This is a genomic window from Enterococcus sp. AAFC-DPL-5182 (assembly GCF_058216605.1).
On sequence record NZ_CM177101.1, the window covers coordinates 1,915,256 to 1,938,554 of the forward strand.

Below are 23,299 nucleotides of genomic sequence, written 5' to 3' on the forward strand. Positions count from 1 at the left end.
ACTTTCTTCTAAAATAAAGAAGAAGTTTAAAGAAAGTTAGGTAGCTCATGGAATTACAATTTTTAGGTACAGGAGCTGGGGTTCCAGCAAAGCATCGTAATGTAAGCAGCATTGCTTTAAAATTATTAGATGAAAGAAATGCTGTGTGGTTATTTGATTGTGGTGAAGGAACACAATTACAAATTTTAAAAAGTAATATTCGCCCAAGAAAAATCGAAAAAATTTTTATTACTCACCTTCATGGAGATCATATTTTTGGATTGCCAGGTTTGTTAAGCAGTCGTTCATTCCAAGGTGGAAATGAGAAACTAGAGATTTACGGACCCGTTGGTATTGCTGATTTCGTTCGGACAGCATTAAAAGTCTCGCAAACGCGGCTTTCGTATGAACTTAAGTTTATTGAAATCAAAGAAGGTATCGTATTTTCTGACAAACAATTTACTGTAACATGTAAAGCGCTAGATCATGGAATTGCGAGCTTTGGTTATCGAATCGTAGAAGCTGATCACGAAGGGGAATTACAAGTAGATAAATTAGCTGCTTTAAACATTCCGTCAGGGCCAATATACGGCAAGATCAAACGAGGAGAATCTGTAGAATTACCAGACGGACGAGTAATCAACGGTAAAGATTTTGTTGGTGAAAAAAAACTAGGCAGAATCGTTACAATTTTAGGTGATACAAGAAAAACACAAAATAGTATATTACTTGCAGAAAAGGCGAATGTTTTAGTTCACGAAAGTACATTCAATAAAGACGAAGAAAAAATGGCGAAAGCTTATTATCATTCCACAAGTCACCATGCAGCAGAAGTTGCATCAAAAGCTCAAGTGGAAAAACTAATACTCACTCATATCAGCGCCCGCTATTTAACAGGAGATATTATCCAGTTAGAAAATGAAGCGAAAGAAATTTTTCCTAACACAAAAATCGTTAAGGATATGGAAATTGTAGAGATTCCATTTAAATCTGAGTAAGGGGGAAATAGAATGTTTAAGGGACAGGATTTAACAGATAAAATTGTTGTTGTAACAGGTGGTTCTGCTGGTTTAGGGGAACAAATTTGTTATGAAGCAGCAAAAAAAGGGGCAATTGTGGTGGTGTGTGCTAGACGCATCAATTTGATTGGGAAAGTCAAAGAAACATGTGAAGAGTTAAGTGGAAAACAAGCATTCTCTTTCCAACTAGATATTTCAGATCCTGAGAATGTAGAGAATGTTTTTCATAAAATCGAATCAGAAGTTGGCCCAATCGATATATTAGTGAACAATGCTGGCTTTGGAATTTTTGAAAACTTCATAGATATTGATTTAGCTGTTGCTAGAAATATGTTTGAAGTAAATGTTTTAGGTATGATGGTCTTTACTCAAAAAGCAGCCCTTCAAATGGCTGAAAGAGGAACTGGACATATTATCAACGTGGCCTCAATGGCTGGGAAGATGGCGACAGCAAAGTCGACTGTTTATTCAGCAACTAAATTTGCGGTCCTAGGTTTCTCAAATGCTTTACGTCTAGAACTAAAGCCATTAGGCATTTCCGTGACAACAGTTAATCCAGGTCCTATTCAAACAGAATTTTTCGATAAAGCGGATCCTTCTGGGGACTATTTAGCTTCGGTTGATTTGTTTGTTTTAGAACCAAACAAACTAGCGAAAGAAATTGTTAATGCCATGGGAACCTGTAAGCGTGAAATCAATCGACCAAAAGTGATGGAAGGTGCATATCGTTTGTACACATTATTTCCTCATATAGGCGATCTACTAGCTGGTGGAATATTGAATAAGAAATAATAAACCTCATAGCTTTTCCTATGAACCTCAGTAAAAAATATACTGAAGCTCAAACGAAGAGATAGCGAAGGGAATATTGTTATCTATATACAGAGGAGGAAATAAACTATGAAAAATCAGTGGCGTGTTGTTATCGGTCTTATTTTGGTTCTGATCGTTGTCATTTTTGCTGTATTAAATAATCAGACAGTACCAGTCAACTTTGGCTTTGCTAAAATCTCAGGTCCATTGATCCTCATTATTTTGGGCTCTGCCATTGTTGGTGCACTGATTGGTCTACTGACTTCAACAACTACAATGTGGAAGCAAAAGAAACAAGTAAAAGAATTAAAGAAAGACATTGAACTGTACAAAAACGATGCAGATAAATTAGCGCAAGAAGAAGTTGAAAAAGTAAAGCGGGCATATGAAAATCAACTGGCTGAATTACAAGCAAAATATGATACCGCTGCACCAACACCTATCACGCCAGTCTCAGATGCGGAATCTGTTGGTAGTCGTGTTGATCATTTTACTAAACCAAGAAGTAAGGAAGAAGAGAGTTAAAAACACAAAAAAGCGGAGAGAAAGCAGAAGTGGCTTATCTCTGCTTTTTTTATTTGTTGATTTTCAGGATAGTTTCTTTAGTTTTCTGATTCTATTTGCTATAATTACTTGGTTAGGAGTGACGTCGTGAAAAAAGCAAAATATATGTGGCAATTACGAGAAAAGACAGAATTACCTGAAGAATTTTCAACTATACTAACCAATGAACAAATAAATCCTTTACTAGGGCAACTATTATGGCATCGTGGTATCCAGTCAAAGGAAGCGATAGAAGTATTTTTACGTCCTACAATAGAAAATCTTTATGATCCTTTTTTAATGCATGACATGGAAAAAACTGTTACGAGAATTCAAGAGGCCGTAGCTAAGGGCGAAAAAATCTTAGTTTATGGAGATTATGATGCAGACGGCATTACAAGTACGACAGTGATGAAAGAAGCGATAGAATTGATTGGTGGGGAAGTGGAATACTTCTTGCCAAACCGTTTTATTCATGGATATGGTCCTAATTTAGCTGTATTTAAAGAACAAATCGAAAATGGTGTCCAACTGATCATTACTGTGGATAATGGTGTAGCAGGGCATGAAGCCATCAATTTCGCAACCGAACAGGGGATTGATGTTATTGTGACAGATCATCATGAACTACCGCCAGAGTTACCAAATGCTTTTACAATTGTTCATCCAAAACATCCAGAAGGACACTATCCATTTGGAGATTTAGCTGGGGTAGGGGTGGCTTTTAAGGTTGCAACGGCATTATTAGGTGAATTGCCTGCAGAATTTCTTGATTTAGTTGCGATTGGAACAATTGCAGATCTAGTTTCGCTGACCGATGAAAACAGAGTCCTTGTCAAAATGGGACTGGAAATGATTCAAAACGGTGAAAGAATTGGTTTAGACATCTTGATCCATCTGGCAGAGTTGAAAAAAGAAGCAATCGGTGAAGAGAGTATTGGGTTTACGATCGCACCACGATTGAATGCTTTAGGTAGATTAGGCGATGCAACTCCAGGAGTAGAATTGATGACTACCTTTGACGAAGAAGAAGCAGAACGAATTGCATCTTATATCAATAGTCAAAATGAGACGCGTAAAGAAATCGTAGCTACAATCACTAAAGAAGCTTTTGAACTTATTGATTCGACAGAGCCGATTCATATTGTTGCAAAACAAGGCTGGCACGAAGGTGTTTTAGGTATTGTAGCTGGACGAATCATGCAAGATACAGGAAAACCGACAATTGTACTGACAATTGATGAAAATAACGAAATAGCTAAAGGTTCAGGGCGTAGTGTTTCAGCATTGAATTTGTATGATGCCCTAAATGAAATTCGGGAAGACTTTTCTCATTTCGGGGGTCATCATATGGCTGCTGGTATGACTTTACCTGTAGTAAATATTGATAAAGTAAAAAAACATCTCGCAAATTATCTTGAAGTAAATCAGATCGATCTTTCCCAAGGTCAAGAATTGTTGCTCGATGAATCACTGAAAGTTGAAGAAGCAACAATCCCTTTTATTCAGCAGCTAAAAATTCTGGCTCCTTTTGGAACAGATAATCCCGTTCCAAACTTTTTATTTGAAGATGTCACAGTTGAACAAAGCCGTCAAATTGGCGCTGATAAAAGTCACCTTAAATTCCAATTAAGTCAAATTGGTGCTAAATTAGATGCGATTGCCTTTCAGATGGGCAATCAAATAGATGAATTGGGTCAGGGCACAACCAATATTGTAGGTCAATTATCGATCAATCAATGGAATGGGAATAAAAAGCCCCAGCTGATGGTCACTGATTTTTCTGTTGATGGTGTTCAATTGTTCGATTTACGTGGAAAAAGTGCTCGTCAAAAAGAGATACCCGTTGCAAATACTCTATATATCTATTTTAATGAAAATAGTCAAAAATTGATCGATGACCCTACGAGTGATCAGTTTTTATTCAGTACTATAACTGAAACCGTTGAGAGAATTGAAAAAACGAATAGTCAACAAGTAGTTTTTGTTGATTGCCCAGATGATGTGGATTTATTAAAACAAATCACACAAACTGCTAAAATAGAACGGGTCTATATGATGGGGATTTCTCAAGAAGAAGCCTATTTGAACGGAACCGGAACAAGGGAACAATATGCGCAACTATACAAATTTGTGAGACAACAAGAACAAGTGGATGTTCGTTATAAGTTAAATGTTGTGGCACAACATTTAAAAATACAAGAAAAACTATTAATTTTTATGATTCAGGTGTTTTTTGATCTAGGATTTGTTACAATAGAAAACGGTGTTTTAAGAAAAGTTGAAAGTCCTGAAAATCATCCATTAACGGAAAGTAAGGTCTATCAAACTCGCCTAAAAAAAATCAAAACAGAAGAGTTTTTGTTATACAGCGATCGTGAAACGTTACAACAATGGCTGTGGAATGAGGAGGAAGTTTAGAAAATGGACTTAAAAGATTATATTGCTAGTATTCCGGATTATCCAGAAAAAGGGGTCATCTTTAGAGACATCTCACCATTGATGGCAAATGGTGAGGCATATCGTGAAGCAACAAAACAAATCGTTGATTATGCAAAAGAAAAAAGAATTGATATGGTCGTAGGACCTGAAGCACGCGGTTTTATCGTAGGATGTCCTGTCGCATATGAGCTAGGTGTTGGATTTGCTCCAGTTCGTAAAAAAGGCAAATTGCCCCGTGAAACAATCGAAGTAACTTATGACTTAGAATATGGTACTGATACATTAACTCTTCATAAGGATGCGATCATCCCAGGACAAAGAGTATTGATTTGTGACGATTTATTAGCAACTGGCGGTACGATCAAGGCGACGATTGAATTGATCGAATCTTTAGGTGGCATTGTTGTCGGCTGTGCCTTTTTGATCGAATTGATGGACTTGCATGGACGAGATAAAATTACTGGTTATGAAATTGTTACATTGATGGAATATTAAAAAAAAGATCTTCGTTCTGGAATAACCAGGAACGAAGATCTTTTTTTATATTTTGGAAAAGAGCTTCCTGCTAAAGACTATGGATACTTACGATAAACATAGTGTTGATGTTCATTTTTTTTTCTTGTATGAGTATATCTTTTTTCATCCCATAACATGAACCATATAATAAATAGAGGGCTAACAATAAGTAAAGCGGACTGTAGTCCTAATGTTCCTAAGAAAATACCAATAATCAATACAACAAATAATAACCCGCCACGACGAACTGCTTTCATTCTTAATCACCTCATAATTTTTATCGAACAAACGTTTGTATAGTTATTATACGAATGTTTGTTCGGTTTGTAAAGAGATAAATACAAAAAAAGATACTTCTTTTTTGATTAATCAAAAAGAAGTATCGGAAATCCTTTAAATAAAGGGGTTTTGTATTTTTTTAAGTATAAAGTAAAATTGAAAAGAACATAAATCCAGCTCCCAACATAACGAACAGATGCCAAACTACATGCATAAAGCGAACACTCTTCAAGCTATAAAATGCAGCACCTAAAGTATAAGAAACGCCTCCTGCCACTAGCAGAGCAATACCTGTAGGTCCTAAAGAATCGTATAAAGGTTTTGCCGCAGTTATACAAAGCCACCCCATAATAATATAAATCACTGTAGAAACATTTTTTACCGTTTCTTGTTTATGGAGTGTCAAAGATTTATAGACAACACCACTAATTGCCATTACCCAGATGAGTACAAACAATAACCAACCTAACCAGCCTTTGATACTCAATAAACAAAAAGGGGTATAACTTCCAGCAATCAATAAGAAAATGGAACTATGATCAAAAACTTGAAAGACTTTCTTTGCCCGCGTGAAAATCAGACTGTGAAATAGAGTCGAAGATAGAAAGAGGAGAATCAGTGTCGACCCATAAATAGCATATGAAACAACATGAACAGCCGAACCAAGACGAGCACCTTTAACCAGCAAAATCACTAACCCTGCAATACTTAATCCAGCCCCAATCCCATGAGTTACTGCATTAAGTACTTCATTTAAAATCATATATTTTCTGGAGAATTTTACTTTTTCCAAGAAATCAACTTCCTTCATTTTAATTTGGTGAAAAATAATTCTTTGTCTGTTATAATAAAAACAGACATTCACGCCTCAAAAGTATTTTACCACGAATTGAGGTTGTTTTTAAAGAAAGAGTGATAAAATTATGACAAATGTAAAAATTGTGACTGATTCTTCATGCACAATGCTGAAAAGTGTACGCGATGATTTAGATATTCACATGATGCCTTTATCTGTGATGATCGATGGCGTAGTATATGCTGATGATGATCATTTAGAAGGCGAACATTTTATGGAATTGATGAGTACAGCAAAAGCACTACCCAAGACGAGCCAACCACCTATTGGTGAATTTGTTGAGCTATATGATCGCTTAGGTGCTGATGGCAGTGAAGTGATTTCAATTCACATGACAAAAGGATTGAGCGGTACAGTGGAGGCAGCTAGACAAGCTGGCAATCTCAGTTCTGCAAACGTTACTGTGATCGATAGTGATTTCACTGACCAAGGGTTGTCATTCCAAGTAATCCAAGCAGCTAAACTTGCCCAAAACGGAGCAAGCGTGCCAGAGATTTTAGCTGAAATCAATCATGTTAAAGAAAATACGAAACTCTTTATTGGGATATCTACATTAGACAACCTAGTGAAGGGCGGTCGGATCAGCCGGGCAACTGGACTTTTATCTAGTATTTTCAATATGAAAGTGGTTATGGATTTCGAACATACAGAATTGATTCCTGTTGCTAAAGGACGAGGAATGAAAACTTTTAATAAATGGTTTGACGAGCTAAAAAATGAGTTAAGTCATTTGCCGAATGTACGACAAATCGGTATTTCTCACGCAGATGGACTAGAATTAGCGAATGGATTCAAAGAAGGGCTCCAAGCGTTGTTCCCTGATATGGAAATCCCTGTATTGCACACAAATCCTGTCATTGCAACGCATACAGGTAAAGGTGCTTTCGCTATAATGTACTATACAGACTGAGTTTTGAGCAGATCAAACTGATCTGCTTTTTTTAATAAAAATTTTACTGTACAAACTAACTTAAAATAGAGATAATTTACTTTATAAGAATTAGAAAATCCAAATACTGTAAATCAATAAGTTTTTGAATTTTTTAGGATTTACAGAAAAGGAAGGGAAACAATGAAAGTATTTTTCAAAAAAAATTGGTCCAGTTTTGCTCTTTTTTTCATAACGCTTATCAGTGTTTTTTTATTATTGATTGTAGCACTTCCAAAAGCAGGTCCAATTTTAGGTACTGGTACAAAACAAACGACTAAAGCTCAAACAAAAGAAGTGATTCATTACACTGCCATTGGTGATTCGCTGACAGAAGGAATTGGTGATCTAACAAACTCTGGCGGCTTTGTTCCATTAGTTGCAAGTGATTTACAAGAACGCTATCATTTGAATGGGGTTCAAACAGATAATTTTGGTAAAAATGGGGATCGTAGCGATCAAATTCTTAAAAGAATCAAAAAGAGTCAAGAAATTCAAGATGGCTTAGCATCAGCAGATGTCATTACATTGACTGTAGGCGGGAACGATTTAATGAAAGTAATCAAGGGTGACGTGTTTCGCTTAACAAAAAATTCATTTGAAAAACCATTAAAAAAATATCAAAAAGAGGTAGACAAACTACTAACAGCGATCCGCAAATATAATGGTCATGCACCAATCTACGTTTTAGGGATCTACAATCCTTTTTATCTTTACTTCCCTGATATTACCGAGATGCAGGAGATAGTTGATAGTTGGAACAATGGAACAGAAGAAATCGTCAAAGCAGAGAAAAACGCATACTTCATTCCAATCAATGATTTACTCTATAAAGGTGCAGGTGACGAAGTAGGGATCGTCAGCAGCGAAGACATAGCTTCTGGTATGACCTCCAGTGGTGAGCAGGATATCAAAAATAATGCTCTTTATGAAGAAGATCACTTCCATCCCAATAATTTAGGGTATCAAATCATGGCTAGTACAGTTCGTGATGAAATGGTAAAAACACAAAATGAATGGCTTAAAAAGGGAAGTGAATGATAAAGATGATGAATGAACCAGAGGAAAAAAAAGAAATGAAAAAAGAAAATAAACGAAGAAAAAAAGCGCCTGAAGTGAAAAGTACAATCAACCGTTGGAAAGTAGCATTCATTGTTTTAGTTGCTCTGATTATTGGTAGCTTAGCTTTTGTTTTTGTAAGAATCACACAGGTTCGTGAACCAAACTATAAACCTGTTCCTGAACTAGTAGAAAAAGACGGTACACCCGTTGTAGCAATTCAATCCAAGAAAAAACAGGTAAATGCGTTGATCGATTTTTATCTTAGTGATTTTCAAAAGGGATCAGATATCACCTATAAATTTTATTTAGAAAATGAAGCAATGTTGAATGGCACTTTTAAAGTTTTAGGACACCCTATCCAATTTTACCTTTATTTTGATCCTTATGTGATGGACAATGGCAATGTACAATTAAAAGCAAAAAGCTTATCCATCGGGACATTAGGATTACCGATGAAAGAAATTTTAAAATTTGTCCAAAGAGATTATAAATTACCTAATTGGGTAGAAGTAAATCCAGAAGATAGTACGATTTTATTACGTTTAGATCAATTTAGAATGCAAAACGGTTTATTTATACGCGCAGAAAAAATAAATCTAGTGGATGATGATATTCGTATGAATATATACTTGCCAAAAGATAACAGTGACAAGAAGGAGGAATCGAATTGAGCGAAAAAGCAATCTTTGCTGGCGGGTGTTTTTGGTGCATGATCCAGCCTTTCGACACACAACCTGGTATTCACTCAGTAGTTTCCGGCTATACGGGCGGTCACGTTGCTAATCCAACATATGAGCAAGTACTGAGTCATACTACAGGTCACACAGAAGCTGTTGAGATTGAATTTGACCCACTAGTAATGCCTTATGAAAAACTAGTTGAAATATATTGGCAACAGACAGATCCAACAGATGCTCTAGGTCAATTTGAAGATCGCGGGGATAATTACCGTCCAGTTATCTTTTATACAAATGAAGAGCAGAAAAAAATTGCAGAAAAAAGTCGGCGAGAGCTACAAGAAAGCGGCAAATTTAGCGAGCCGATCGTTACATCGATTGAACCTGCAAGTATCTTTTACCCAGCAGAAGAATATCACCAAGATTTTTACCAAAAAGATCCTAAACGATATGAACAAGCACATCTAAATCGAGCAAACTTTATAGAAGAAAATTGGTGAATATATGAGAAGAAGTTTTTATCACTACTTAATGACACTAAGAGCTCCTAAGAAGACCGAAGAGAGCCAATTCGCAAATGATGCAGCAAAAGATATTCAATTTCCAAAACAGTCTGAAGACTATCATGAGCTATCTAGTTATTTAGAAATGAATGCCGATTATTTAAGTAATATGCACATTTTTGATGACTTATGGGAAAAATATCTAGAAAACAATAAATAAAAAAAGAAGGAAAGGCAAAGAAAGCTTTTCCTTCTTTTTTATTCATGGTAAACTGGAAAACATGCAATGATAATTTTACAGAAAAGAGATGAGCTTATGAAAAATAAAAGACAAGTGCCTTTTCATCAATATATTATTTCAATTGCTTGTGTTGCTTTTTTGGCAGGTGGTTGTAGTTATATTTATTTTGACTATCAATATAAAAAACAAGTTTCTAATAATCCTGCTCAAACAAGTGAGTTAAAAAAAGTTGATGATCTATATAATGAAATCGTTAATAACTATGTAGGAAAAGTCGACGAGAAAAAACTAGTCGATGGTGCGTTAAAAGGCATGACAGAATCCTTAGATGATCCTTACTCCAGTTACTTGAATGAACCAGAAGCAGACGAGCTGGATCAAAGTCTTTCGGGTAGTTTTGAAGGAATCGGTGCAACCATGACAATGACTGATGACTTACCGACTGTAGCTCAAGCGCCGATCGAAGGATCTCCTGCCGCTAAAGCAGGAATCAAAACAAACGATACGATTTTAAAAGTCGACGATGAAGAAACACAAGGAAAAACACTGTCTCAGGTCGTCAGCAAAATTCGTGGAAAAAAGGGGACTGAAGTACGTTTAACAATTAAGCGTGGCGAAGAAACTTTTGAATTAAAACTTACACGAGATACCATTCCACTTGAAACGGTTAAAGGTGAATTAGATAAAAAAGAGCCAACGATCGGATCAATCAAGATTACTTCTTTCGGTGAAAATACCTATAACGAGCTTAAAGAAACAATCAAAACGTTAAGAAAAGAAGGCGCAAAATCTTTTGTGATCGATTTACGCCAAAATCCCGGTGGATTGCTTGACCAGGTGGAACAAATGGCGAGCATGTTCCTTGAAGATGGGAAAACAATTGTAAAATTTGAGGATAAAAACGGAAATACAAGTGAAGATGTTGCTTCTAGCAAATTAGACGGCGGCTTTAAAGTAAAGGAACCAACTGTCGTTCTGGTGGACGAGGGAAGTGCAAGTGCATCTGAAATTTTTGCAGCTGCCCTAAAAGAATCAGGTAATAAAAAGATTATTGGAACAAAAACGTTTGGCAAAGGGACTGTTCAAACCGTTAAAAATTTAAATGATAAGAGTGAAATCAAATTAACCGTTCTAAAATGGTTAACGCCAAAAGGTGAATGGATTCATGAAAAAGGTCTAGAACCTAACGTCAAGGCTGATTATCCTGACTATGCATACTTATCACCAATTTCTAGAGATAAAACTCTAAAATCAGGTGATTCTTCACCAGTTGTCAAAAACGTCAACACCTTACTAAATGCGCTTGGCTACGAAGTTAATGCTGACAGTAGTGATTTTTCAGAACAAACGACAGCTGCTGTTCGAGCACTACAAACGGACAGTGTCCTTCCTGTTACGGGAGAGGTAGACAATGAGACTGCTGCACAAATCGAAATTGAAATAGGAAAAAAAATTAAAAACAACGATCAAGCTTATGACACTGGTATTAAAGAACTTCAAAATATATCTAAAAAAGACTAACAAAAGCAGGTGTGAAGAGGGACTATTACTTGAAAATGCCCTTTTTCACACCTATTTCTTATTTTGCTTACATATAGAATAAATTTTCCTTTAAATTAGTCGCTTTTTCAAGTGTTTTTCCTTTATAATAGAATCAACAAGAAAAAGGGAGAGAACAGAGTGGAAAAACAAAAATCTTATATTGGCTATTTTATTTTTTTCATGAAAATACTCATTCCTTCGTTCGTCTTGTTATTTATATTAAGAGGTTTCATTCTGATCCCTGTCCCAGTTGACGGAAATTCAATGGAAAAAACGCTGAGTCAGGGTGACATGATTGTGATGGAGAAATTTTCCTCAATCAAACGTTTTGATGTTGTAGTGTTTAAATTACCAAATGGAGCCATTTATATTAAACGAGTAATCGGGCTGCCGGGAGAAGCAGTTCGTTACGACAACGATCAACTCTATATAAATGACAAGCCGATTGAAGAATCTTTCCTAGAAAAAAACATCAAAAAAGATCATGAGGCAGTTCCTTACACAACTGATTTTGATTTAAGTAATCTTATTACAGCAGACGTTTTACCTAAAGATAGTTATTTTGTTTTAGGCGACAATCGACGAATGTCAAAGGACAGTCGTTCTTTTGGTGCTGTTGAAAGTAAGTATATTTTAGGAAAAGCTCAGTTTGTATATTATCCAATAACACATATGAAATTCATACCAAGATAGGTGATAAAATGACAATACAATGGTTTCCAGGGCATATGGCCAAAGCTAGAAGAGAAGTATCTGAAAAAATTAAATACGTTGACATCGTTTTTGAGTTGATTGATGCAAGATTACCTCTTTCATCCAGAAATCCGATGATGGATCAGATTGTACAACAAAAGCCGCGCTTGATTTTACTAAACAAGGGAGACTTAGCTGATAAAGAACAAAACCAGAAATGGCAGCAATATTTTCAAGAAAAAGGCTATCATACCTTAGTTATTAATGCACAGCAGAATAAAGGAGTCAATAAAATCATTCCTGAAGCCAAAAAAGCTCTGAAAGAAAAACTTGAACGTGAACGCTTAAAAGGATTGAAACCAAGAGCCATCCGTGCAATGTGTATTGGTATTCCAAATGTTGGAAAGTCAACACTCATGAATCGTTTGGTAGGGAAAAAAATCGCCCAAACAGGTAATAAGCCTGGCGTAACTAAAGGGCAGCAATGGCTTCGTTCAGGGACTGAGCTAGAACTATTGGATACACCAGGAATCCTATGGCCTAAATTTGAAGATCAAGAAATCGGTAAAAAGTTAGCATTAACTGGAGCAATTAAAGATCAACTGCTTCATTTAGATGATTTAGCTATTTACGGACTAGCTTTTTTTTCACGTTTTTATCCAGAGCGTTTGGTTGAACGCTATAAATTAACACAAGAAGAAACTTTTTTACCAGGTGCTGAACTATTGATGTTGATCAGTCAAAAGCGTGGATTTAATGATGATTATGATCGAGCAAGTGAAATGATCATTCAAGAGATCCGCAGCAGCAAATTAGGACCATATACTTTAGATCGTTGGGAAGAATTAGGAGCTACAAAAAATGAAAACTGAGTCAATTCAGCAAATTAAAACAGCCTTAACTACAATTGATAACAGAGAAGACAAAAGAATCCAACAGTGGCAAGCAGATGAGCGTAGTGGTGTTCAACAAGCACTAGTCCAGTGGGATAGAAGACTAAAACGACATGAAAAAGAGTTGGCATTATTTGAAGAAATGCAATCGTTTGAGAAAAATGCACGAGCAAAAGGACATCGCCTTATTGTAGGAATAGATGAAGTTGGACGAGGTCCACTTGCAGGACCTGTTGTTGCAGCAGCAGTTATTCTACCTGAGAACTTTCAACTTCTTGGTGTAAATGATTCAAAAAAATTATCTGCGAAAAAAAGAGATGAGCTTTATGATGAAATTCAAAATCAAGCTATTTCAATTGGGATAGGTATGGTGGACCATAATAAAATTGATGAAATCAATATCTATCAGGCTTCAAAAATGGCTATGGGAATCGCTTTGGAAGATCTTTGTTTTATTCCAGATTATTTATTGATCGACGCTATGACATTAGATGTCAAAATTCCTCAAGAAAATATTATCAAAGGGGATGCTCGCTCGATTTCAATCGCTGCGGCAAGTATTGTAGCAAAAGTCATTCGCGATCGTTTAATGGAAGACTATGCCAAAATGTATCCAGGATATGGATTTGAAAATAATGCAGGTTATGGTACAAAAGAACATTTACTAGGAATACAGCAGCAAGGAATCTGTACGATTCACAGAAAGACTTTTGCACCAATCAAAGATATGTGTTAAAAAATAAAAAAACCTTTTTTTTGCGAATACTTATTACAACAAGTATTTGTGAAAGAAGGTTTTTTTTATGGAAGAACAACAACGAGATTTACTCTTTAAGTTAGCTGTTTGTCATGGCATTGGCAACATAGGTATGCTGAAAGTGTTAGATTTTTCAATGAAGTATAATAACAGTACGGATTTTTCAAAAGAAGAAATTATACAAATTGCTGGAATCACAACGTATCAAAAGCTATTTTCTGAATCTTGGGATCGCTGGACAGCTGATTCAGACGAATTGAACGTGTATCAAGAGTCGCATACCTTTATCACGATCCTAGATGCAATCTATCCCTACTATTTAAAACAAATTTACAACTGTCCAGTACTATTGTTCTATAAAGGGAATCCAAAACTCTTAGAAAAAAATTGCTTGTCTTTCATTGGGGCCAGAGCGGCTTCTGTATATGGAATCAATGTTGTACGCCAATTGATCCCTGAGATGATCAGCAATGATTTGACGATTGTTAGCGGATTGGCAAAAGGTATCGATAGTGTTAGCCATCAGGTGACAATGCAACATGGTGGAAATACCATAGGTGTGATAGGAACTGGTCTTGATATTTGCTACCCAAAGGAAACAGCTCACATTCAACGGAAAATGATGACCGAGCAATTAGTCATAAGTGAATACCCCAATGGTACAGGACCGAGAAAATATCATTTTCCTATGAGAAATCGAATCATTGCTGGCCTAAGTTTAGGTACATGTGTAATCGAAGCACGGAAAAAAAGTGGATCCTTAATTACTGCACAAGCAGCTTTAGAGTACGGGCGTGAAGTATTTGCGGTACCAGGCAATCTATTTAATTCTCAATCAGATGGCTGTCACGGTCTTATTCAGGAAGGCGCTAAATGTACAATTTGTCCTCAAGATATTTTAGATGAAATTCAGTTTTTTTCGATTTAGCTGTATCAATCCTTGACAAACCTTTGATGAATAGATATGATGAAGTACGATTTGTGAGTTCTCTACATTTTGATATATATAATAGAAGAAACACAAAAACCGAAAGGAGCCACACGTTGAATGGCGTATAAATATCTAGTTATTGTAGAATCACCAGCTAAAGCCAAAACGATTGAAAAATATTTAGGAAAAAACTATAAGGTTGTTGCCAGTGTTGGGCATATTCGAGATTTACCCAAAAGTAAAATGGGCGTTGATACTGAAAATAATTATGAACCGCACTATATCTCAATTCGGGGTAAGGGCGATGTAATCAAAAGTTTAAAAGCCGCTGCTAAAAAAGCCGAAAAAGTTTATCTCGCAGCCGATCCGGACCGAGAGGGAGAGGCGATTGCTTGGCATCTGTCTTTCCTTCTTGGCTTGGATTTAAATGATAAAAATCGTGTTGTATTTAATGAAATTACAAAAGAAGCGGTAAAAGCTGCTTTTAAAGAACCACGTACAATCAATTTAGATTTGGTTGACGCGCAACAAGCCCGTCGGATTTTAGACCGACTAGTTGGCTATTCACTCAGCCCAATATTATGGAGAAAAGTCAAAAAAGGACTAAGTGCTGGACGTGTACAATCGGTAGCTCTTAAAATCATAATTGATCGTGAGAATGACATCCGTAAGTTTATTCCCGAAGAATACTGGAGTATTGATGGCAATTTCCAAAAAGCGAAAAAGAAATTCAAAGCGAATTTCTGGGGCTTAGATGGTAAAAAGAAAAAATTACCAAACGCTGAAGCCGTCAAAGAAGTCACTACACGAATCAAAGGAAAAGAGTACGATGTAACAAAAGTTGAGAAAAAAGAACGTAAGAGAAATCCTGCGCTACCTTTTACAACGAGTAGCCTACAGCAAGAAGCAGCTAGAAAATTAAACTTCAGAACCCGAAAAACCATGATGGTCGCTCAACAATTATATGAGGGAATTGCTCTAGGGAAACAGGGAACAGTGGGGTTGATTACCTATATGCGTACTGATTCTACCAGAATAGCAGATTCAGCTAAAGTAGAAGTAGCTGAGTATATTGAAAAAACATATGGAAGTGAGTTTTCAGCTCACGGCGGACGCAAAGTGAAGAATGCTCAAGGTGCTCAAGACGCTCATGAAGCCATTCGTCCATCAAGCGTAATGCGTACACCAAATGAAATCAAACAATACCTAGACAAAGATCAGTTAAAACTTTATACTTTAATTTGGTCGCGTTTAGTTGCTAGTCAAATGACACCTGCTGTATTAGATACAATGAAAGTAACATTAGAACAAAACGGCGTGATTTTCATCGCCAATGGGGCTAAGGTGAAATTCAAAGGGTTCATGCAAGTTTATGTTGAAGGTCGTGATGACGGTAAAGAGGATAAAGAAAATATCCTTCCCGATTTGGCTGAGGGTGACAAAGTGAATGCCCTTGATATCGAACCAAAACAGCATTTCACACAACCACCAGCAAGATTTAGTGAAGCAACCTTGATTCGTGCCCTAGAAGAAAATGGTGTAGGTCGTCCTTCTACTTATGCCCCCACTTTAGAAACGATTCAAAGACGTTATTATGTTAAATTGACGAATAAGCGGTTTGAGCCAACTGAATTAGGCGAAATTGTCAACTCGTTGATTGTTGAATTCTTCCCGCAAATTGTGGATGTCCACTTTACAGCTTCAATGGAAGGCGATTTAGACAAAATCGGGATTGGTCAAGAAAAATGGGTAGAAGTCGTCGATCGTTTCTACCAACCATTTGAAAAAGAGTTGACGAATGCAGAAGAAAAAATCGAAAAAATACAGATCAAAGATGAGCCAGCAGGTTTTGATTGTGATCTTTGCGGTCACCCAATGGTAATCAAGCTAGGACGTTACGGCAAGTTCTTTGCATGTAGTAACTTTCCAGAATGTCGAAACACTAAAGCGATCGTTAAAGAAATCGGCGTGACTTGTCCAGTCTGTAATGAAGGTCAAGTCATTGAACGCAAATCTAAAAAGAATCGATTATTCTATGGTTGCAGTCGTTATCCAGAGTGTGAGTTTACTTCTTGGGACAAACCAATCGGTCGTCCATGTCCAAAATGTGGACAGTATCTCGTCGAAAAGAAAGTTAAAGGCGGGAAACAAGTCGTTTGTATCAATGGTGATTACGAAGAAAATGTTCAAAAATAAGAAAGTTAAAAACCAGCGGAAAATCCCGTTGGTTTTTTGAAGAAAAGAGGAAATATATGTCTACTTCTGTAACAGTTATCGGTGCTGGTTTGGCTGGCAGTGAAGCCGCTTGGCAAGTTGCAAATGCTGGTGTCCCAGTAACCCTTTATGAAATGCGTCCAGTTAAAAAGACGCCTGCCCATCAAACAGAAAATTTTGCTGAGTTAGTTTGTTCCAATTCACTACGAGGAAACAACTTAACAAATGCTGTGGGTGTGTTAAAAGAGGAAATGCGTCGCTTAGATTCAATCATTATTAGTAGTGCAGACAAAACAGCAGTACCCGCTGGTGGTGCTTTAGCAGTTGATCGTGATACATTCTCACAAGAAATTACAGCGAAAATCAAAAATCATCCGTTGATTACTGTAAAAAATGAAGAAATCACTGCAATACCCGAAGGAATAGTGATTGTTGCAACTGGACCGTTAACTTCAGAATCATTAGCAGAGCAAATCAAAGAGTTTAATGGATCAGATGGTTTCTATTTCTATGATGCAGCTGCTCCAATCGTTGATAAATCAACGATCGATATGGATAAAGTATACCTGAAATCCCGCTACGATAAAGGTGAAGCCGCTTATCTAAACTGCCCAATGACAGAAGAAGAATTCAAAGCATTTTATGAAGCCTTGATTTCAGCTGAAGTTGTCCCGTTAAAAACCTTTGAAAAAGAGAAGTTCTTTGAAGGTTGTATGCCAATCGAGGTAATGGCTAAACGTGGCATCAAAACTATGTTATTCGGTCCGTTAAAACCAGTTGGATTGGAAGATCCTAAGACAGGTAAACGCCCATATGCTGTTATTCAATTGCGCCAGGATAATGCAGCCGCTTCTTTATACAATCTAGTTGGTTTCCAAACACATCTAAAGTGGGGGGAACAAAAACGTGTTTTCCAAATGATTCCAGGTTTAGAAAATGCTGAATTTGTTCGTTATGGTGTGATGCACCGGAATAGTTTTATGAATTCACCAGAATTATTGAAGCCAACATACCAATCTCAAAAAAGAGAAAATCTGTTCTTCGCTGGACAAATGACGGGCGTTGAAGGTTATGTCGAAAGTGCAGCTAGTGGTTTACTTGCTGGAATGAACGCTGCTCGTTTAGCAAAAGGGGAAGAACCTGTAGTCTTTCCAAGAGAAACAGCTCTAGGAAGTATGGCGTATTATATTACCCATGCAGAAGGCAAACATTTCCAACCTATGAATGCTAATTTTGGGCTATTCCCAGAAATGCCAGAAAGAATCAAAGATAAAAAAGAACGCTATGAAGCAATCGCAGACAGAGCATTGACGACGTTAGCCAAAGTGACACAAGACCTAAATCTTGTGGAACAAACTAAATAATCAAAAGACCAAGACAAACTATTCAATTTGTCTTGGTCTTTTGATTATTGATTGACAAGCGAACAAAAAATTAAATTACACTTATAATTTATGAGCATTTAAAGTAAAATATGAATAAATTGTTACCAAATTTGAAAATATTGATTAAATTCTGACAATTCGTTTGTTTTTTCAAAATGGTTATGCTAAAGTTACTTTGTAATTTATTGGGGGAAGTGTCTATGCAGAAAAAAAAATGGCCAGAATTATTTTTAGATTATTTAATTGTTGAACGTGGGTATTCTGAAAAGACTAAAATCGCTTATGAAGAAGACATTATGAACTTTTTTGATTTTTTAAAGAATTCTGGAGAGCCAGAGTACTTGAAGGTGGATCATTTAGATATTCGAACCTATCTTAGTTTTCTCTACGACAAAGAATACAGTCGAAATTCTATAAGTAGAAAAATTGCCAGTTTACGATCTTTTTATCAATTTTTACTTAAAAATGAAGCAATCAAGGAAAATCCCTTTTCCTATGTCCATATGAAGAAAAAACAATTACGCCTTCCTCGCTTCTTCTATGAAAAAGAAATGGATGCTTTATTCGAAAGTGCTAAAGGAACGAAACCGTTAGATTTGAGAAATCAAGCATTGTTAGAAATTCTTTATGGAACTGGTATCCGTGTAAGTGAATGTACAAACTTAACTTTACAATCAATTGATTTTTCTGCAAATGTATTGTTGATTCACGGAAAAGGGAATAAAGACCGTTATGTGCCTTTTGGCTCTTTCGCTGAAGATGCATTAAAAGACTACTTAGAAAACGGACGGGCCGTCTTGATGGACAACCATCAGCAAGAACATGCCTTTGTCTTTGTAAATCATCACGGGGCACAAATCACGCCAACAGGAGTTGAATACATTTTAAATCAACTTATTAAAAAAAGTACATTAAATAGCGATATTCATCCTCACATGTTGCGCCATACATTTGCAACCCATTTATTAAACAACGGTGCTGACATGCGAACAGTTCAAGAACTATTGGGACACTCTGATTTATCTACTACGCAGATTTATGCCCATGTAACAAAAGAAAGCTTACAAAAAAATTATCGAACATTTCATCCTCGTGCATAATGAGGAAATTTTTGACAAACTCATAGGCTAACTCTTCGAAAAAAATACAATATGATTGGGGCAAAAAATACCACTCTTATATTTCTCTATTTTCTATCAAGGGTAAATAAGCCTACTACGTTTTTAAATTTAGGAGGAAGTATAATGGTTGAATCACAATTTCATTCAACAACGATTTGTGCTGTTGAAAAAGACGGAAAATTTGCAATGGCTGGTGATGGCCAAGTAACAATGGGCGAATCTGTTGTTATGAAAGGAACTGCTAAAAAAGTCCGCAGAATCTACAATGATGAAGTTGTTGTCGGATTTGCTGGAAGTGTAGCAGATGCTTTTACATTAGAAGAAAAATTTGAAGGTAAGTTAAACGAATACAATGGAAATCTAACTCGTGCTGCAGTTGAGTTGGCTCAAGAATGGCGGACTCAGCAATCTATGCAAAAATTAGAAGCGATGTTGATCGTTATGAACGACAAAGAAATGCTGTTAGTTTCGGGCACGGGAGAAGTAATCACTCCAGACGATGGCATTTTAGCAATCGGTTCTGGCGGTAACTTTGCATTATCTGCAGCACGTGCTATGAAACATTACGGAGACAAAGAAATGTCTGCAAAAGAAATCGCTAAAAATGCATTAAACATTGCCGCAGATATCTGCGTCTTTACAAATCACAACATTATTGTAGAAGAATTGTAAATGGGGGACAATGACCATGAATGAATTGAATAAAACACCGAGAGAAATTGTGAAAGAATTAGATGAATATATTATTGGACAAGAAACAGCTAAAAAATCAGTTGCAGTCGCTTTAAGAAATAGATATCGTCGCTTGCAACTTGAAGAAAAAATGCAGCAAGATGTAACACCTAAAAATATGCTGATGATCGGACCCACGGGTGTAGGAAAGACAGAGATTGCTAGACGTTTAGCGAAAATTGTGAATGCACCTTTTATAAAAGTTGAAGCAACTAAGTTTACAGAAGTCGGCTATGTTGGTCGAGATGTGGAATCCATGGTTCGTGACTTAGTTGAACAGGCTATACAAATCGTGGAAAAACAGCAATACAGCCGCGTTTACTCACAAGCTTTAAAAAAAGCAAATAATCGATTGGTAAAAGTGCTAGTACCAGGAATTAAAAAAGAGCAAAAACAAACATCAAACAATCAGTTTGAACAAATGATGCAAATGTTCAACAGTACACAACAACCTCAAGAAACACAAGAAGAAGTAACTGAGGAGATCAAAGTTAACCGTAAGACGATTCTTGAGCAACTCGAAAAAGGGTTATTAAATAATCGTGAAGTCACTATCGAAATCGAAGAACCTAAAAAAACAATGCCTGCTATGAATGCTGGTATGGAACAGATGGGAATAGATCTAAACGAAACTTTAGGAGCTCTATCTCCTAAGAAAAAAGTGGAGCGAACTGTCACAGTGAAAGAAGCTCAAGAATTATTAGTAAAAGAAGAATCTGCAAAAATCGTCAAAGATGCCGATATTCATAGTGAGGCAATTCGTTTAGCCGAAAGTAGCGGAATTATTTTCATAGATGAGTTTGATAAAATCACTTCCAAAAGCCAACAAAATTCGGGTGAAGTTTCTCGTGAAGGAGTCCAACGTGATATTTTACCTATTGTTGAAGGTTCACAAGTCAATACAAAATACGGTCCAATTCAAACGGATCACATATTATTTATCGCATCAGGAGCATTTCATTTATCTAAACCAAGTGACTTGATCCCTGAATTACAAGGTCGATTTCCAATTCGTGTTGAATTAGACGATCTAACAGCTGAAGATTTTGTAAGAATCTTAACAGAACCGAATAACGCCTTGATCAAGCAATATATTGCTTTGATCGGTACTGAGAATGTCACAGTAATCTTTACGAAAGAAGCCATCGAGCGAATCGCCAATATTGCGTTTAACGTTAACCGTGACACTGATAATATCGGAGCTCGTCGTCTGCATACGATTCTAGAACGTTTGTTGGAAGATTTGCTGTTTGAAGCTCCTGATATGCAAATGGGTGAAATTACAATAACAGAAGCTTATGTAAATGAAAAATTAAATAGTATTGTTCAAAATGAAGATTTGAGCCGCTACATTCTTTAGTATTATTTAGCTTTGCTGGCTTGTTCCTCTAAAAAAGAAAAATGAAGAGTACGCTTCATTTTTCTTGCTTTACTTTCATAGCAGGAAGAGTCCGCTCAGCTTTTAAATTAGGAGGAGTAAAAATGACTACTTTATTAGAAAAAACCCGTCAAATCAATAAACTGTTACAACAAAAAAATACGTTTGATCAAAAAGCAGAATTACCATACGACAAAATGGCGGTGATTTTAGGCGATGTCTTAGATAGCAATGCCTACATTATCAGTAACGAAGGCGTTTTGTTAGGGTATAACGAAAAGTTAGATGTGAATAATGCCCGCGTTAAACACATGTTCGAAGAAAAACGATTTCCGCAAAGCTATACAGATGCTGCTGACAACTTAGTCAAAACAGAAGCGAATATTTCAATCACCAGTGACTTAACTGCCTTTCCTGTTGAACTACGTGAGAAATATCCTTTTGGTCTAACAACGATCGTTCCAATGTTTGGAGCAGGTGAACGTTTAGGAACAATTATTTTAGCTAGAGTAGAACAATCGTTTGATGAAGATGATTTAGTTTTAGCCGAATATAGCGCAACTGTTGTTGGGATGCAGATCCTATACCAACAATCAAGAAACATCGAGGCAAATGTTCGGAGTGCAACTGCTGTACAAATGGCAATCAATACATTATCTTACAGTGAATTAAAAGCAGTCCAAGCGATTTTCAAAGCTTTAGATGGTGAAGAGGGTAGACTAACTGCCTCTAGTATTGCAGATGAAATCGGAATCACTCGTTCTGTGATTGTGAACGCATTAAGAAAATTAGAATCTGCCGGAATCATTGAATCACGATCTCTAGGTATGAAAGGAACGTATCTGAAAGTCTTAAACAAACAATTTATTAAAGAATTGGAAAAAGATAACAAGTAGGAGGTCGTAGAAATGACTGTACAAATTGAAAATGAATTTTTGATCGCCACGATTGCTGAAGATGGTGCTGAGCTAGTTAGCTTGAAATCAAAGAAAAATAATATAGAATACATTTGGCAAGCAGATCCAGCTTTTTGGGGTCGTCATGCGCCCGTATTATTTCCAGTCGTTGGTCGCCTAAAAGATGATCGATACACATATGAAAATCAAACATACCCTATGAGTCAGCACGGATTTGCTAGAGATAGTCTTTTTGAAGTGATCGAACACGGTTCCGAGTTAGTTTCACTATCATTAAAAAGCAATAAAGAGACAAAAAAAGTGTATCCATTTGATTTTGAGTTGATTCTATCTTATGCCTTAGAAGCAGATAACTTAGTGGTTAATTATCAAGTTGAGAATACAGGAAACAGTGAAATGTATTTTTCAATCGGCGGTCATCCTGCTTTTAACGTTCCTTTAGAACAAGGTTTGACGTTTGATGATTATTATTTGAGTTTTTCACCTAAGAAATCACGTACTCAGATTCCTTTAGCAGGACCTTTCGCAGATTTCGAGCATAAAACATTAGGGCAGACAAATACAAGTCTGGATATTCGTAGAGAACTTTTCAAAAATGACGCTATTATCTTTGAGACTAAAGGAGTCAATACGTTTACGATTGAAACAGACGAAGGGCCTCACAGTATTAGTTTAAGCTACTCTGACATGCCTTATGTGGGAATTTGGTCTCCTTATCCACAAGAAGCACCATTCGTTTGTATAGAGCCGTGGTGCGGCATTGCGGATGAAGTAAATGCTACCGGAAACCTTGTTGACAAAAAGGGGATCAATAAATTAGCCACAGCAGAAGTCTTTAAAACACAATACACTCTTACAGCTAAATAAGACTGAAATAA

At 36.5% G+C, this 23,299-nt stretch carries 24 protein-coding genes; 22 read left to right on the forward strand and 2 right to left on the reverse strand.

Going from position 1 to position 23,299, the window contains the following annotated elements; all coding sequences use genetic code 11:
* The first annotated feature begins 47 nt into the window (after positions 1 to 47).
* The 5 genes from rnz to AC4BB7_RS08840 all read left to right on the forward strand — a co-directional run bounded on the left by rnz (position 48) and on the right by AC4BB7_RS08840 (position 5,291).
* Complete coding sequence (gene rnz / locus AC4BB7_RS08820; protein ID WP_490482777.1) at positions 48 to 977, forward strand: ribonuclease Z; 930 nt, start codon at positions 48 to 50, stop codon at positions 975 to 977.
* A 12-nt stretch (positions 978 to 989) separates the two neighbouring features.
* On the forward strand, positions 990 to 1,790 hold the full coding sequence (locus tag AC4BB7_RS08825; RefSeq protein WP_490482778.1) for an SDR family NAD(P)-dependent oxidoreductase: 801 nt from the start codon (positions 990 to 992) through the stop codon (positions 1,788 to 1,790).
* Positions 1,791 to 1,898: 108 nt separating this feature from the next.
* Positions 1,899 to 2,336 (forward strand): LapA family protein, encoded by a 438-nt coding sequence (locus AC4BB7_RS08830; RefSeq protein ID WP_490482779.1) that lies wholly within the window; start codon positions 1,899 to 1,901, stop codon positions 2,334 to 2,336.
* 126 nt (positions 2,337 to 2,462) lie between these two features.
* Positions 2,463 to 4,775 (forward strand): single-stranded-DNA-specific exonuclease RecJ, encoded by a 2,313-nt coding sequence (gene recJ, locus AC4BB7_RS08835; protein ID WP_490482780.1) that lies wholly within the window; start codon positions 2,463 to 2,465, stop codon positions 4,773 to 4,775.
* A gap of 3 nt (positions 4,776 to 4,778) precedes the next feature.
* Complete coding sequence (locus tag AC4BB7_RS08840; RefSeq protein ID WP_069644738.1) at positions 4,779 to 5,291, forward strand: adenine phosphoribosyltransferase; 513 nt, start codon at positions 4,779 to 4,781, stop codon at positions 5,289 to 5,291.
* A gap of 77 nt (positions 5,292 to 5,368) precedes the next feature.
* On the opposite strand, the gene AC4BB7_RS08845 is transcribed toward AC4BB7_RS08840, so the two are convergent.
* Together AC4BB7_RS08845 and trhA are read right to left on the reverse strand one after the other, a co-directional pair.
* Complete coding sequence (locus AC4BB7_RS08845) at positions 5,369 to 5,569, reverse strand: hypothetical protein (protein ID WP_010761341.1); 201 nt, start codon at positions 5,567 to 5,569, stop codon at positions 5,369 to 5,371.
* A 161-nt stretch (positions 5,570 to 5,730) separates the two neighbouring features.
* Complete coding sequence (gene trhA, locus AC4BB7_RS08850) at positions 5,731 to 6,384, reverse strand: PAQR family membrane homeostasis protein TrhA (RefSeq protein WP_170922944.1); 654 nt, start codon at positions 6,382 to 6,384, stop codon at positions 5,731 to 5,733.
* A 130-nt stretch (positions 6,385 to 6,514) separates the two neighbouring features.
* Here trhA and AC4BB7_RS08855 point away from each other — a divergent pair, with 130 nt between their 5' ends.
* The 17 genes from AC4BB7_RS08855 to AC4BB7_RS08935 all read left to right on the forward strand — a co-directional run bounded on the left by AC4BB7_RS08855 (position 6,515) and on the right by AC4BB7_RS08935 (position 23,288).
* A complete protein-coding gene (locus AC4BB7_RS08855; protein ID WP_086313045.1) occupies positions 6,515 to 7,357 on the forward strand; it encodes a DegV family protein in 843 nt (280 codons plus the stop codon).
* A gap of 162 nt (positions 7,358 to 7,519) precedes the next feature.
* The gene (locus tag AC4BB7_RS08860; protein ID WP_490482781.1) at positions 7,520 to 8,416 is read left to right on the forward strand and encodes an SGNH/GDSL hydrolase family protein; all 897 of its coding nucleotides are present in this window, start codon (positions 7,520 to 7,522) and stop codon (positions 8,414 to 8,416) included.
* Between the two features lie 8 nt (positions 8,417 to 8,424).
* The gene (locus AC4BB7_RS08865) at positions 8,425 to 9,108 is read left to right on the forward strand and encodes a YpmS family protein (RefSeq protein WP_490485134.1); all 684 of its coding nucleotides are present in this window, start codon (positions 8,425 to 8,427) and stop codon (positions 9,106 to 9,108) included.
* Positions 9,105 to 9,614, forward strand: a complete 510-nt coding sequence (gene msrA, locus AC4BB7_RS08870; protein ID WP_086313047.1) for a peptide-methionine (S)-S-oxide reductase MsrA — start codon at positions 9,105 to 9,107, stop codon at positions 9,612 to 9,614. Before AC4BB7_RS08865 ends, msrA begins: the two co-directional genes overlap by 4 nt.
* Before the next feature lie 4 nt (positions 9,615 to 9,618).
* On the forward strand, positions 9,619 to 9,837 hold the full coding sequence (locus tag AC4BB7_RS08875) for a YozE family protein (protein WP_490482782.1): 219 nt from the start codon (positions 9,619 to 9,621) through the stop codon (positions 9,835 to 9,837).
* A 96-nt stretch (positions 9,838 to 9,933) separates the two neighbouring features.
* On the forward strand, positions 9,934 to 11,379 hold the full coding sequence (locus tag AC4BB7_RS08880; protein WP_490482783.1) for a S41 family peptidase: 1,446 nt from the start codon (positions 9,934 to 9,936) through the stop codon (positions 11,377 to 11,379).
* 159 nt (positions 11,380 to 11,538) lie between these two features.
* Positions 11,539 to 12,093 (forward strand): signal peptidase I, encoded by a 555-nt coding sequence (lepB, locus tag AC4BB7_RS08885; RefSeq protein WP_086313050.1) that lies wholly within the window; start codon positions 11,539 to 11,541, stop codon positions 12,091 to 12,093.
* Between the two features lie 8 nt (positions 12,094 to 12,101).
* Positions 12,102 to 12,965: a ribosome biogenesis GTPase YlqF gene (ylqF, locus tag AC4BB7_RS08890; protein WP_490482784.1), complete on the forward strand. Its 864-nt coding sequence runs from the start codon at positions 12,102 to 12,104 to the stop codon at positions 12,963 to 12,965.
* Complete coding sequence (rnhB, locus tag AC4BB7_RS08895) at positions 12,955 to 13,722, forward strand: ribonuclease HII (RefSeq protein WP_490482785.1); 768 nt, start codon at positions 12,955 to 12,957, stop codon at positions 13,720 to 13,722. Before ylqF ends, rnhB begins: the two co-directional genes overlap by 11 nt.
* 67 nt (positions 13,723 to 13,789) lie before the next feature.
* Positions 13,790 to 14,671, forward strand: a complete 882-nt coding sequence (gene dprA / locus AC4BB7_RS08900) for a DNA-processing protein DprA (RefSeq protein ID WP_490482786.1) — start codon at positions 13,790 to 13,792, stop codon at positions 14,669 to 14,671.
* Positions 14,672 to 14,791: 120 nt separating this feature from the next.
* On the forward strand, positions 14,792 to 16,870 hold the full coding sequence (gene topA / locus AC4BB7_RS08905; RefSeq protein ID WP_086313054.1) for a type I DNA topoisomerase: 2,079 nt from the start codon (positions 14,792 to 14,794) through the stop codon (positions 16,868 to 16,870).
* Positions 16,871 to 16,926: 56 nt separating this feature from the next.
* Positions 16,927 to 18,252 carry an FADH(2)-oxidizing methylenetetrahydrofolate--tRNA-(uracil(54)-C(5))-methyltransferase TrmFO gene (gene trmFO / locus AC4BB7_RS08910; protein WP_086313055.1) on the forward strand — a complete coding sequence of 442 codons (1,326 nt, stop codon included), beginning with the start codon at positions 16,927 to 16,929 and terminating at the stop codon, positions 18,250 to 18,252.
* Between the two features lie 221 nt (positions 18,253 to 18,473).
* Positions 18,474 to 19,373: a tyrosine recombinase XerC gene (gene xerC, locus AC4BB7_RS08915; RefSeq protein WP_490482787.1), complete on the forward strand. Its 900-nt coding sequence runs from the start codon at positions 18,474 to 18,476 to the stop codon at positions 19,371 to 19,373.
* A gap of 144 nt (positions 19,374 to 19,517) precedes the next feature.
* Positions 19,518 to 20,066 (forward strand): HslVU peptidase proteolytic subunit, encoded by a 549-nt coding sequence (gene hslV / locus AC4BB7_RS08920; RefSeq protein ID WP_086313057.1) that lies wholly within the window; start codon positions 19,518 to 19,520, stop codon positions 20,064 to 20,066.
* Positions 20,067 to 20,082: 16 nt separating this feature from the next.
* On the forward strand, positions 20,083 to 21,486 hold the full coding sequence (gene hslU, locus AC4BB7_RS08925) for an ATP-dependent protease ATPase subunit HslU (RefSeq protein WP_086313058.1): 1,404 nt from the start codon (positions 20,083 to 20,085) through the stop codon (positions 21,484 to 21,486).
* 122 nt (positions 21,487 to 21,608) lie between these two features.
* Positions 21,609 to 22,400, forward strand: coding sequence for a GTP-sensing pleiotropic transcriptional regulator CodY (gene codY / locus AC4BB7_RS08930; RefSeq protein ID WP_086313059.1), 792 nt, complete (start codon positions 21,609 to 21,611; stop codon positions 22,398 to 22,400).
* 12 nt (positions 22,401 to 22,412) lie between these two features.
* On the forward strand, positions 22,413 to 23,288 hold the full coding sequence (locus AC4BB7_RS08935) for an aldose 1-epimerase family protein (RefSeq protein ID WP_490482788.1): 876 nt from the start codon (positions 22,413 to 22,415) through the stop codon (positions 23,286 to 23,288).
* Positions 23,289 to 23,299: the final 11 nt, after the last annotated feature.